The sequence below is a fragment of the Ensifer sp. ENS06 genome (assembly GCF_014852205.1).
Classification (GTDB): domain Bacteria; phylum Pseudomonadota; class Alphaproteobacteria; order Rhizobiales; family Rhizobiaceae; genus Ensifer; species Ensifer adhaerens.
The window spans coordinates 787,442-800,245 of record NZ_JACVBC010000001.1 but is presented as its reverse complement, the minus strand read 5'-3'; the positions used below and the strand labels follow the sequence as shown (position 1 = coordinate 800,245).

At 63.6% G+C, this 12,804-nt stretch carries 11 protein-coding genes; 6 read left to right on the top strand and 5 right to left on the bottom strand.

The genetic code is table 11. The features are described from left to right. From glcF to IB279_RS03970, 4 genes are all read right to left on the bottom strand, one after another. On the bottom strand, nt 1–1,296 hold the full coding sequence (gene glcF, locus IB279_RS03985; RefSeq protein WP_113188768.1) for a glycolate oxidase subunit GlcF: 1,296 nt from the start codon (nt 1,294–1,296) through the stop codon (nt 1–3). Nucleotides 1,297–1,407: 111 nt separating this feature from the next. Further along, nucleotides 1,408–1,788 (bottom strand): hypothetical protein, encoded by a 381-nt coding sequence (locus IB279_RS03980; RefSeq protein ID WP_113188769.1) that lies wholly within the window; start codon nt 1,786–1,788, stop codon nt 1,408–1,410. A 31-nt stretch (nt 1,789–1,819) separates the two neighbouring features. After that, entirely contained in the window at nt 1,820–3,031 is a 1,212-nt protein-coding gene (glcE, locus tag IB279_RS03975) for a glycolate oxidase subunit GlcE (protein ID WP_113188770.1), read from the bottom strand. Continuing rightward, complete coding sequence (locus tag IB279_RS03970) at nt 3,028–4,467, bottom strand: FAD-linked oxidase C-terminal domain-containing protein (RefSeq protein ID WP_113188773.1); 1,440 nt, start codon at nt 4,465–4,467, stop codon at nt 3,028–3,030. Before IB279_RS03970 ends, glcE begins: the two co-directional genes overlap by 4 nt. A gap of 106 nt (nt 4,468–4,573) precedes the next feature. Here IB279_RS03970 and IB279_RS03965 point away from each other — a divergent pair, with 106 nt between their 5' ends. Then, nucleotides 4,574–5,470, top strand: a complete 897-nt coding sequence (locus tag IB279_RS03965) for a LysR family transcriptional regulator (protein ID WP_034800931.1) — start codon at nt 4,574–4,576, stop codon at nt 5,468–5,470. A gap of 72 nt (nt 5,471–5,542) precedes the next feature. On the opposite strand, the gene IB279_RS03960 is transcribed toward IB279_RS03965, so the two are convergent. Further along, the gene (locus IB279_RS03960) at nt 5,543–6,817 is read right to left on the bottom strand and encodes a DUF3422 family protein (protein ID WP_034800929.1); all 1,275 of its coding nucleotides are present in this window, start codon (nt 6,815–6,817) and stop codon (nt 5,543–5,545) included. A gap of 286 nt (nt 6,818–7,103) precedes the next feature. Between IB279_RS03960 and IB279_RS03955 the strand changes: the two genes are divergently transcribed. From IB279_RS03955 to IB279_RS03935, 5 genes are all read left to right on the top strand, one after another. Then, the gene (locus IB279_RS03955) at nt 7,104–7,892 is read left to right on the top strand and encodes a FadR/GntR family transcriptional regulator (RefSeq protein ID WP_089044715.1); all 789 of its coding nucleotides are present in this window, start codon (nt 7,104–7,106) and stop codon (nt 7,890–7,892) included. Between the two features lie 313 nt (nt 7,893–8,205). After that, nucleotides 8,206–8,712: an NUDIX hydrolase gene (locus IB279_RS03950; RefSeq protein WP_060516578.1), complete on the top strand. Its 507-nt coding sequence runs from the start codon at nt 8,206–8,208 to the stop codon at nt 8,710–8,712. A gap of 137 nt (nt 8,713–8,849) precedes the next feature. Next, nucleotides 8,850–10,355, top strand: coding sequence for an inorganic phosphate transporter (locus IB279_RS03945; RefSeq protein ID WP_060584345.1), 1,506 nt, complete (start codon nt 8,850–8,852; stop codon nt 10,353–10,355). Between the two features lie 11 nt (nt 10,356–10,366). Further along, nucleotides 10,367–11,104 carry a 16S rRNA (uracil(1498)-N(3))-methyltransferase gene (locus IB279_RS03940; protein WP_060516449.1) on the top strand — a complete coding sequence of 246 codons (738 nt, stop codon included), beginning with the start codon at nt 10,367–10,369 and terminating at the stop codon, nt 11,102–11,104. Nucleotides 11,105–11,348: 244 nt separating this feature from the next. Continuing rightward, a complete protein-coding gene (locus IB279_RS03935) occupies nt 11,349–12,722 on the top strand; it encodes a glutamate--cysteine ligase (RefSeq protein WP_060516451.1) in 1,374 nt (457 codons plus the stop codon). Nucleotides 12,723–12,804: the final 82 nt, after the last annotated feature.

Sequence of the window (12,804 nt, the reverse complement as noted above, 5' to 3'; positions counted from 1 at the left end):
TCAGAGCCCCTCAGGCTTTGCCCCGCCATAGGCCCAGTCGAGCAATTCGACCGTATGCAGGATGGGGATTTTGGTGCCGCTGGCGATCTGGGTGATGCAGCCGATATTGCCGGTCGCAATCGCATCCGGCTTCGTCGCCTCGATGTTCTTCACCTTGCGCGCCTTCAGCTTGGCCGAGATTTCCGGCTGCAGGATGTTGTAGGTACCGGCCGAACCGCAGCAGAGATGGCCCTCGGCCGGATCGCGCACGACGAAGCCGGCGCGCTTCAGAAGCTGCTTCGGCGCAAGCGTGATCTTCTGGCCGTGCTGCATCGAACAGGCGGAATGGTAAGCGAGCGTCATGCCGCGCGCCTCCTGTTCCGGCAGGTCGAGGGTCGCCAGATACTCGGTGATGTCCTTGGCCAGCGCCGAGACCCGTGCGGCCTTTTCCGCATAGGCGGGATCGAGCCTGAGCATGTGGCCATAGTCCTTAATCGTCGTTCCGCAACCCGAAGCGGTGATGACGATGGCGTCGAGTCCACCTTCGTCGGCGACCTTGAGCCACGCATCGACGTTGCGGCGCGCGGCTTCGAGCGCCTGGCTCTCCCGACCCATGTGATGCACCAGCGCGCCACAGCAGCCCTCGCCGGCCGAAACGACCACCTCCACACCAAATCGCGTCAGAAGCCGGATCGTCGCCTCGTTGATCTCCGGCTTCAGCACGGGCTGGGCGCAGCCGCTGAGCAGCGCAACGCGGCCCACACGCTTGTCCTTGGGCGCATGAACGCCCGGTGTGGCCGAAGCCGAGGGCTCCGCCACGACGGCGGGCGCCAGATCGAGCATCACGCCAAAGGTTTTCAGGAAGGCGACGCGCTTCATCAGTCCGGCGAGCGGCCGGGCAAGGCCGGCTGCCTTCAGCGACAGGCGGAAGCGGTGCGGATAGGGCAGCACGGCTGCGAGCACGGAACGCGCCAGCCGGTCCTTGAATGGGCGGCGATAGGTGTTTTCGATATGCACGCGGGCATGGTCGACGAGATGCATGTAGTCGACGCCGGAGGGACAGGTGGTGGTACAGGCGAGGCACGACAGACAGCGGTCGATATGGGTGACCGTTTCCTTGTCGGCCGCCCGGTCGTTCTCCAGCATGTCCTTGATGAGATAGATACGCCCACGCGGGCTATCGAGCTCGTCGCCGAGCGTCACATAGGTCGGACAGGTCGCGGTGCAGAAGCCGCAATGCACGCACTTGCGCAGAATGGCCTCGGATTCGGCCACGTGCGGATCGGCGAGCTGCGCGGCGGTAAAATTGGTCTGCAAGTGCGAACTCCACTCTTCGTCCTGCGGAACCGGGCGCTTCGCGCCGCGGTCGATTGCAACATTCTGTTTTCAGCTTCCTTCGACCTTGCCGGTCTCCGGTTGCATACCGGCCTAAACCATCCAGCCCTCGGGATTGGTAATCGGCTCTTCGCGCGCGGCCCTTTGCAGGCCGACGACGCAGCGCACGACGATCCAGACGGCGGTGGCGATGAAGCCGAGGATGCCGACAAGCACCACCGTCAGCAACAGCGAGATCAACAGGAACAGCAGCGATATCCAGAAGGTCCGGATCGCCCAGCCATAGTGCGTCTGGACCCACGGCGCGCCCTTGCCGCGATTGAGATAGGCCATGACGACGCCGATGATCGGCGTGATGCCCACCGCAAACCCGACGAGATAAAGGACATAGATCACCTGCACATTGATCTTGCCCGGCTCCAGCCAGCGATCGGTCTCCCGGGAGAACGGTGTCTGCGGACCCTTATCGCTCATGCTTGTCTCTCCTGTTCCCTTGCGAATGCGCTCAGGAAATCGCGGCCATGCGGCCGGGATTGAAGATCCGGTGCGGGTCGAACTTCGCGCGCACGCGCTCGCTCAACTGTGCCACGGGCAAGGGTTGCGGTTCAAACGATGAAACGGCCTGACGGTAGCTGTCATCGGCCCTGACGAGGGTCGCGTGGCCGCCTCCGAGAACCTTGATGTAACGGCGCACCAGTTCCGCCTCGGGATCGGCCTCCATGCGCAACCATACGAGACCGCCCTGCCAGTCGTAGAAAGCGTCGACGCCGGTCTGCAGCCGCAGTGCTGCTACCAGTTGATGGCCAAGCGACGGGGCGACGGACGCGCGCCAGAGCGGCTTCCTGGTACCGTCGGCATAGGGTTTGACGTCGCGGATCTCCGTCCAAAGCCTTGCTGTTTGAGATGCATCAAGCCGCGTCACCGCGCCGAAGCGGCCGACTGCCTTTGTCAGCTTTTCAGCCCTGATCGCAACGGATGCCTCCAGCCCTTCGAGCCTGAGCACGGTGGCTGCACCATCCGGAAGGTTGCCATCCAGGAACCGTCCGCGCACGCTCTCCGGCAGATGCGCCGCGCCGGAAACCTCAGTTGTCTGCGCCATTGCCTCGGCCATGACCGCCGCCGCCTCGGCATCGTTGAGCCCGGAGACGACGATGGTCTCCGACGCCGGCGGCAGCGGCAGGACGCGGAAGGTGACTTCGGTGAGGATGCCGAGCGTGCCATGCGAGCCAGCCAAAAGCTTGACCAGATCGAGACCGGTGACGTTCTTCATCACACGCCCGCCGGCCTTGATCGCCTCGCCCTCGCCGTTGACGAAACGCACACCGAGCAGGCTGTCGCGGGCGGCACCGGCGACATAGCGCCTGGGGCCGGATACGTTGGCGGCAAAGACCCCGCCGATCGTCGGCTCACCCGAGGAGGCGAAGATCGGCCGGTGATCCATCGGCTCGAAGGCGAGCATTTGCCGGTTTTCGGCCAATGCCTCGCCGATCTCGCGCAGTGGCGTTCCCGCAAGCGCAGTGATCGTCATTTCGGCCGGATTGTAGCTGACGATGCCGGAAAGGCGGCGGGTCGACAGCACCCGATCGGCGCGCACAGGATTGCCGAGGCCGGAGCGCGTGTTGCCGCCGATCACTGCGAGCGACGCCTTGTCCGCCGCCATGGCGCGAACGACGGTCGCAATCCCCTCTTCGCTGGCCGGTTCGAAATGCACGATCATGCGGCGGGACGCCCTTTAAGAGGGAAGACCTTGGACGGGTTCAGGATCCATTGCGGATCGAAGGCAGCGCGCGCCGCCATCTGCTGGTCGAGGTCGATCTGGTTGTACTGATGCAGCATGAGATCCCGTTTTTCGATGCCGACGCCATGCTCGCCGGTGAGGCAGCCACCCGCGTCGACGCAGAGCTTCAGGATATCGTTCCCAGCAGCCTCGGCGCGCGCAGCATCCTCCGGGTCGTTGATGTTGTAGAGAATCAGCGGATGCATGTTGCCGTCGCCGGCGTGGAAGACATTGGCGACGCGCAGGCCGTAGCTCGCGACGATCTCACCGGTGCGGGCAAGCACATGGGAGAGTTGGCTGAGCGGCACGGTGCCGTCCATGCAGATATAGTCGGCGATGCGGCCGGTGGCGCCGAAGGCGGATTTCCGGCCTTTCCAGATCGCGGCCGCTTCTATGGCCGACTGGCATTCCTTGATGGTCGCGACCCCGTGACGGCGCGCGACCGCAACGATGCTCGCGAGCATCGCATCCATCTCCGGCTCGGAGCCTTCGACCTCGACGATCAGTAGCGCTTCGACATCGAGCGGGTAGCCGGCGTGGGCGAAGGCTTCGCAGATCTCGATCGCCGGCTTGTCCATGAACTCGATCGCGACGGGAATGATGCCGGAACCGATGACATCAGCGACGCAGGCGCCGGCCGCCTCCGAGGAGGCAAAGCCGAAGAGCACCGGGCGGGCTCCCTCCGGTTTGGCGATCAACCGCACCGTCGCCTCGGTGACGATACCGAGCTGGCCTTCCGAGCCGCAGACGAGGCCGAGCAGATCATAGCCCGCCGCATCCAGCGCCTTGCCGCCGAGATCGACGACGGTGCCATCGAACAGCACCATCTTCACGCCGAGCAGATTGTTGGTGGTGACGCCGTATTTCAGGCAATGAGCACCGCCGGAATTCATGCCGATGTTGCCGCCGATCGTGCAGGCGAGCTGCGAGCTCGGGTCGGGTGCATAAAAGAAGCCATCGGCGGAAACCGCCTCGGAGATGTTGAGGTTGGTAACGCCCGCCTGAACGGTGGCGGTGCGATTGAAAAGGTCGACATCGAGGATGCGCGACATCTTCGAGAGGCCGATGACGACCGCATCCTCTTGTGGGATGGCACCGCCCGAAAGCGAGGTACCGGCCCCGCGCGGCACGACCGGAACGCCGTAGCGGCTGCAGTATTTCAGGAGCGCGGCCACCTGTTCGGTGGTTTCCGGCAAGGCGACCGCCAGGGGCATGCGGCGATAGGCGATGAAGGCATCGGTCTCGAACGGCTTCAGTCCGCGCTCGTCGCTGATCAGACAGCCCTCGGGCAGGAGGTCCGAGAGGTCGGCGATAATCTCGCGGCGCCGGGCGATAACCTCTGGTTTCGGCTGCAGAAAACCGATTGTCTCCGCCATCAGCTCCTCCCGCCGCATATCGATTGGTTCATTTTCTTTACCACTAGGACAGAGGCCTCGCAAATGCTATTGAGCTTTTCCGTTTTGGAAATAATGGCAACGATTGATGACGAATTTAGGCGATCTTGAGATTTTTGCACGGGTCGTTTCCACCGGCAGTATGTCGGCAGCGGGGCGGGCGCTGGGGTTTTCCCCAGCTGTGATCTCCAAGCGCATCAAGAGACTCGAAGACCGGCTCGGCACGCGCCTCCTTCAACGCACGACGCGCCAGATTTCGCTGACGGAAGCCGGCCAGGGCTTCTACGACCGGGTGCTCGGCATTCTGACCGGCATCGAGGAGGCGGAAGCCTATGCGTCGGGCCGCTCGTCGCATGCGCTCGGGGTGCTGCGGATATCGGCGCCCACCTCCTTCGGCCGCATGCACATCGCGCCGCATCTGACCAAGTTCATGAAGGACCATCCGGATCTGAAACTGCACATCGTGCTGACGGACGAATTCACCGACATCGTCGCGGAAGGCTTCGACATGGCGGTTCGGATCGGCGAACTGGTGGATTCGTCGCTCGTCGCCCGTAAGCTTGCCCCCGTCCGCCGGCTGCTCTGCGCCTCGCCGGACTACATCGCCCGCAACGGCGCACCGAAAGAGATCGGCGACCTCGCCAACCACCTCTGCCTGCCGGCGCATAACAACGACAATTGGAAGCTCGAAGGGCCGGAGGGCGCGCTGGTCTGGCACCCGGAAGGGCCGCTCGTCACCAATTCCTCGGAGATTGTGCGCGCCGCCGTCATCGCCGGCGCCGGCGTTGCACTGCGCTCCACCTGGGATATCGGCCCGGAATTGCGCAGCGGCCAGCTGGTGCAGGTGCTACCGCAATGGGAAGGTTCGAAGCAGCTGACGCTTTCGGCCGTCTACCCAAGCCGCCAGTTCCTCCCGGCCAAGGTGCGCCTCTTCATCGACTATCTCGCCGAACTCTACGGACCGATCCCCTATTGGGAGCAGTAGGCGAACCGGCCTGGCATCTTTGTTTTCCGCAATTCCGGACGCAAAACCGCTGCACACTTTTGCTGGAATTGCTTACTTATGCTCGCTGTCCTCGTGGTGGCGGCGAATGCGGCGCACGATCAGCCAGACCCCGGCAACGGCGAAGGGCACGGCAAGCCCGGTCAAGAGACCGGGATCGATCGGCAGCTCGTGGCTGACCGCCTTGGCGAGATAGCCGAACAGCCCGACCACGTAATAGGAGATGGCGGCGACCGACAGGCCTTCGACGGTCTGCTGCAGGCGCAACTGCAACCTGGCGCGCCGGTCCATCGAGTTCAAAAGCGCGCTGTTCTGCCGTTCAAGCTCGACATCGACCCAGCTTCGAAGCAGCGCCGTGGCGCGGGCGAGCTTGCGCGACAGGTTCGCCTGGCGCTCCTCGACCGACTGGCAGGTGCGCATGGCCGGCGCCAAACGTCGTTCGAGGAAGGTGCCGATGGTCTCGTAGCCTGGCACCGGCGTTTCGGCGAGCGTGCGGATGCGCTCCTGGACGATGCCGTAATAGGCGCGGCTGGCGCCGAAGCGATAGAGGCTGAGCGCGGCACCGGCCTCGAGATCGGCCGCGAGCCGAGTGATCTCGGCCAACATGTCGTCGGCCTCCTCGCGCACGTTTTCCTTCATGCGCTGGGTCACCGCCGTCAACCCGTCCTCCGTCCGGCGGATTTCCGGCGACAGCGACTGCGCAAGCGGCAGGCCCATCATCGCCAGCGTCCGGTAGGTTTCGATATCGAGCAAGCGCTGGACGAGTGCGCCGGTACCGGCTTCCGTCATGCCGCGATCGATCACCAGGATCTGCGTCAGGCCGTCACCGTTCTGGCGGAAGTCGGTGACGATCACCGCCTGGCCGTTCTTGGTCTCGCTGTAACAGAGGCTCGTCGGATCGAAGAGGCCGATGGCCTCGCGGGTCTCGGGCGTATCCGGCCGGATCTCGAGGCGGATGCCGGAGATCAGAGAGCCGGGCGGCGAAAAGCCGTCGCCGAACGGATGGATCGGCACATCGCCGCCGAATTTCTCCGGCGGCGGCGCGTCCCAGAAATAGGTGGAGAATTCGGTATGACGCTCCCAGCGCAGCGTGCCCTGCCCCCAAGGCATCGCGTGATGGTTGGCGTCACGGCCGGGCGGCGCGATGCCGCGGGCCCGCGAAAGCTCCGACAGCACGGCGTGATCGACGATCGAGCCACCATCTGTCAGGAAGGCCAGCTGAAAGATCACCCGCGGCGTGGTCACCAGCGCATAGGGGCGCGAATGAACCTCGCCCAAGGCCAAAGCGCGCATCGGCGCCACCGGAAATGCAAAACTACCCTTTGCCATGAAGCGCCTTGTCCCCCTCACGCGTTCATCACAACTTTCTTATCAACAGAAAGAGCAAAAGAACAAAGGACGCATTGCCGCAGTTTGACTTTTGTCAGTCGCATCCAATCGGACGCACCCAAGTGGACAATCAAATTGACCACTTTGCGCGACCTGCCTAGATTGCGGCGCTGACAGGAAGCGGCGCTGAGCATCGACGCTCCTTTCGCCCTTGCCGCATGCAAACCGACCACATTCGCGATTTCGGGCAAACCCGGCCGAAATCCGCGTGATCTGGAGACCAGACGTGACCGAAGACCAGATCGACCTTTTCGCCCGTATCAGCCATAGCCGCACGGCGGACGAGGTCGTGCAGCAGATCGAGCTTTTGATCCTCGAAGGCGTATTGCGCGACGGCGACCGTCTGCCCGGCGAGCGGGAACTCTCCAAGCGCTTCGACGTGTCGCGGCCGATCCTGCGCGAGGCGCTGAAGGAACTCGAAGGGCGTGGCCTGGTCGAAAGCCGCCACGGCGGTGGCACCTTCGTCGCCGACGTCGTCGGGCAGATCTTCTCCAGGCCGCTGATCGACCTCATTGCGCGCCATCACAAGGCAACCCAGGATTACCTCGAATACCGGCGCGAGCTTGAGGGGCTGACAGCGGAACTCGCCGCCACCCGCGCGACGGATTACGACCGGGACATCCTGACACGGATCATCGAGCGCATGCGCAGAGCGCACGGCGCCGGCGATTTTGACGCCGAACTCGAAGCTGATATCGAACTGCATCAGGCGATCGGCGAAAGCGCCCACAACATCATTCTCTTGCATACGCTGCGCGCCTGCTACCGGCTGCTGCAGCAGGGCATATTCTTCCATCGCAATTCGGTCTTCGATGCGCCGGGGGCGCGCGACCGGCTTCTTGTGCAGCACGAAGCGATCTACGAGGCGATCATGGCAAGGGATCCGGCGAAGGCGAAAGCCGCCTCGCAGAGCCATATCGACTTCGTCGCCGCCGCCACCCGCGAGGCGGAACGCACCGGAGAATGGAACCGCATCGCCCGCCTGCGCATGCAGCAGCGCGACCGCGCGAACTGACAGATCGGGCCCGCGCCCGTCCCCCGGCTCTACCCTGCAGCCGCCTCTCCGGTCGGAATCAATCGCCCTTGCGATCTCGAACCGTTCCACCCCGAAACCAATCGTGATCCGACGACAACGTATGGCTGTCGGTCGGTTTGCAAATATGCCGCGAAAACACCATATCCTGTCGTATCCGGACCACAGTTCTGCGGAAAGCAAACCGCATATCCGGCTGCCGAATGCCCGCGACATTTACACGCTGCAGGACGCTGCCATACTGGCCGGCAAAGCAATTAAAGCCACTGATTCGCCGAGAGGAGCACAGACGACCTTGAACTTCTTGAACAGGCTCGCATCCGATGTCCAATTGATGCTGCGTCGACCGGCGCGCATGCAGTATGCCGCGCTCTGCTATCGGATCCGCAAGAAGACCAAGGCCCTCGAAATCCTCCTGATCACCAGCCGCGATACCGGCCGCTGGGTCATTCCCAAGGGATGGCCGATGCAGGGCAAGCGCGCCCATGAAGTGGCCGAGCGCGAAGCCTACGAGGAAGCCGGCGTCAAGGGGCATGTGCAGAAGGCGACCGCCGGCTACTATCTCTACCAGAAGCGCATGGATCACGGGCTGAAGATTTCGGTCAAGGTGCAGGTGCACGCGTTGGAAGTCGACGATCTCTGCAAGCACTTCCCCGAGGAAGGGCGCCGACAGCTCGAATGGGTCGACTACAAGGAAGCGGCCTCGCGGGTTGCCGAACCGTCTCTGAAAGATCTCATCCTTGCCTTCGGTGAACGCATGGGGAGCGCGTCGAGCCCGATGCCGAAGGCTGTGAACGGCTAGCCTTTTCAAGCATTCCAAGAGCATTCGACGCCGCCAGACGCGGGTTCCCGGCCTGCGCCATACGGATGTCCATCAAATCCACTTGAATGCGTGTCGCTGTGGCCTTAGTGGCCGTCGTGACAATGGAGTTCCAGGTAGTGGCACAGCCGCGCATACGCCTCGCAAAACAAACGATCGACAAAGACCTCGACAAGCTCAGCCTTGCCGAAGAGGCGTCGCAACATGTCAAGCGCAGCCTTGCGGCACCTGCGCTCGCCGGGCTGTTCCTGCTCTTGAGCATGGCCTTCGCCGCGAGCTTCGTGACGAGCTCCGCCAGCGCGCCGATCATCATCGCGGCAGCTGCCATTGCCGGCTACATGGCCATGAACATCGGCGCGAACGACGTGACCAACAACGTTGGCGCCGCAGTCGGCGCCAAGGCGATGTCAATGGCGACGGCGCTCACCATCGCCGCGATATTCGAGATCGCCGGGGCGCTGCTTGCCGGCCGGCAGGTCGCGCTGACGATCGAGGCGGGCATCGTCTATGGCGAAGACGTGCTTGGACCACAGGCAATCGTCTGGATCATGATGTCGGCACTCGCTTCCGCGGCGGCCTGGATCAACATCGCCACCTATTCCGGGGCGCCGGTCTCGACCACGCACTCGATCATCGGCGGCATCGTCGGCGCCGGCATCGCGGCGGCCGGCTTCTCGAGCGTGCAATGGTGGTCGCTCGCCGGCATCACGCTCAGTTGGTCGGTCTCGCCGCTACTCGGCGGCGCCATCGCCGCAGCCCTCCTCGCTTTCCTCAAGGAATTCATCATCTACCGCGAGGACAAGATCGCCGCGGCCAGGCGATGGATGCCGGTCATCCTTGGCGTCACCGCCGGCTGCTTCATGGCCTATCTCGCGGTGATCGCACTGGTTCAGGTGGCCGCGATCACCATGCCCGTGGGTCTTGCTGCCGGCGGCGTCGCTGGTTTTGCGGTCTATCTGCAGGCAAAGCCCTGGATCGCCAGCCAATCGGAAGGGCTCGAAAACCGCAACCAGTCGCTGCGCCGACTCTTCCGCCTGCCGTTGATCGTAGCGGCGGCACTGCTTTCCTTCGCTCACGGCGCCAACGACGTCTCCAACGCCATCGGTCCCTTGGCCGCGATCGTCTCGGCGCTCGACGGCGTCATCACGACGGACAAATCACCGGCGCCCCTGTGGGAACTTGCGATCGGCGCGCTCGGCATCTCGATCGGTCTGTTGCTTTACGGCCCGAAGCTCATCCGAGTCGTCGGCCAGGAGATCACCAAGCTCAATCCGATGCGCGCTTTCTGTGTGGCACTGGCCACCGCGGTCACCGTGCTGCTGGCATCGGCGCTCGGCCTGCCCATCAGCTCGACGCACACGGCCGTCGGCGCCGTCTTCGGCGTCGGCTTCTTCCGCGAATGGTACATCCGCAATTCCAAGCGGCGGCTCGAATATGTCCGGCAAAAAACGGGACAGGCGGATTTCATGGAATCGGCGGAAACCAACTTTGCCGAGGTGCGGCGCCGGCATCTCGTCCGTCGCTCGCATTTCCTCACCATTATCGGCGCCTGGGTTATCACCGTCCCGGCCTCTGCCGCCCTGTCGGCCGTACTTTATTTCATCCTCTCCGGCATTTTCACCTGAAGGCCTCCTCAATGCGCGCCAATTTTCGCATGCAGCGACTGTTCGTCGAACATCCCTTGAGTGCCGGCTCGGCGCACGAAGCGTCCAAGGAACAGTTCAACTACCTGGTGAACGTGCTGCGTTACGAAGAAGGCGCCTCGATCCTCGTCTTCAACGGGCGCGACGGCGAGTGGCGGGCCGAGCTTTCCTTCGCCAGCAAGAAGCGCTTGGTGCTGACGCCCGTCGAGCAGACGCGCCCCCAGCCGGCGCCTTGCGATCTCGTCTATCTCTTTGCCCCGCTCAAGGTCGGGCGGCTCGACTATCTTGTGCAGAAGGCCGTCGAAATGGGCGCCGGCACTTTGCAGCCGGTCATGACGCAACATGTGCAGGGCAAGCTTGGCAACATCGAGCGGGTTCGCGCCAATGTCATCGAGGCGGCCGAACAATGCGGCGTACTCGGCATTCCCGATGTCGAGGAACCGCGCCGGCTCGAAGACCTGCTTGCCACCTGGCAGAGCGACCGGCGCATTATTTTCTGCGACGAAGGCAGCGACAGCCAGAATCCGTTGCCGATCCTCGCCGGCATCAAGGAAAAGAAGCTTGCGCTGTTGATCGGCCCGGAAGGCGGCTTCTCGGAAGCCGAGCGCACGCTGCTGCACAGCCTCGATTTCGTCACCGCCATTCCGCTCGGGCCCCGCATCCTCAGGGCCGACACGGCAGCCGTCGCCGCCATGGCGGTCATCCAGGCAACTGTCGGCGACTGGCGATAGCCGGTCGTTCCCGGGCAAATCGGACACCGCTCGCTCCCCTAGAAGGGGACGATCTCTCCGGCAAGGGCAGGATTGGGTCACCAGTACCCATTTCCGCGGTGCTTGCTCCAGAGCAAGAAGATGTCCTACTTTTTTTGATGAGATCTTGAAAGAAATTGACTTGCACCGCACCTGATTACGGTTCAAGCAGCCTCCATCAACTCCCGCTAACCTGCGGGAGCCGCCCAAACAAAAGAAGACGCTCATGGCCCGAGATACCACCGACCAGACGCCGGTAACCTCTGTCGCTGACCTGACCGCCTACCTGGCAGAAGGTTCGAAACCGGAGGAGCGGTTCCGGATCGGCACGGAGCACGAAAAGTTCGCCTTCTTTAAGGCGGACAACAGCCCCGTCCCCTATTTCGGCGAGGCCAGCATCCAGGCACTTCTGAACGGCATGGCGGCGAAAAGCGGCTGGGAACCGATCATCGACGAAGGCAACATCATCGGCCTTGCCGAACAGTCGGGCAATGGCGCGATCTCGCTGGAACCGGGCGGACAGTTCGAACTTTCCGGCGCGCCGCTCGAAAACCTGCACCAGACCTGCAAGGAATCGAACCAGCATCTGGCGGTGCTGCGCGAAGTCGCCGAGCCGCTCGGCATCCGCTTCCTCGGCATCGGCGGCAGCCCCAAGTGGACCTTTGATGAGACCCCGCGCATGCCGAAATCGCGCTACGGCATCATGAGCCGCTACATGCCGAAGGTCGGCACCCAGGGCCTCGACATGATGTATCGCACCTGCACGATCCAGGTGAACCTGGACTTCTCCTCGGAAGAGGACATGCGCCGCAAGATGCAGGTGTCCTTGAAGCTGCAGCCGCTCTCGACCGCGTTGTTTGCAAGCTCGCCCTTTACCGACGGCAAGCCGAACGGGCTTCTCTCCTGGCGCGGCGACATCTGGCGCGACACCGACAACCAGCGCGCCGGCCTGCTGCCGTCCGCCTTCCGTCCCGATTTCGGTTTTGCCGACTACGTGGAGTGGGCGCTCGACGTGCCGATGTACTTCGTCGTGCGCGACGGCCACTACCACGATTGCACCCACATCACCTTCCGCCAGTTCATGGGCGGCGCACTCAAGGGCGAGGTCGCCGACTGGCAGCCGAATATGGGCGACTGGACCAACCATCTCTCGACGCTGTTCCCCGACGTGCGCCTGAAGCGCTTCCTCGAAATGCGCGGCGCCGATGGCGGCCCGTGGCGGCGGATCTGCGCGCTGCCGGCCTTCTGGGTCGGCCTGCTCTACGACCGCGAGGCGCTCGACGCCGCCGAGGCACTGACGCGCGACTGGACCTTCGAAGAGGTGAGTGCCATGCGCAACGCCGTGCCGGCTCAGGCGCTTGCCGCCAAGTTCCGCACCGGCACGCTTTACGACGTTGCCCGCGAGGTCATCTCCATTTCGCGCGGCGGTCTGAAGCGCCGCAACAGGCTGAACGGCGATGGTATCGACGAAAGCCAGTTCCTGGCGCCGCTCGACGAGGCGCTGGCCAAGAAGGCAACGCTCGCGGAAGACCTTTTGGCGCTCTACAATGGCCGCTGGAACGGCTCCGTAGACCCGGTCTTTGCCGAGTACCAGTATTAAGGCCCGGACAGGGGCGCGGTGCTCGTCGCGGCCCTCTCAAAAAGCGGTTCCCAGTCCCTGATTTCCCGTTATAGTGCAAGGA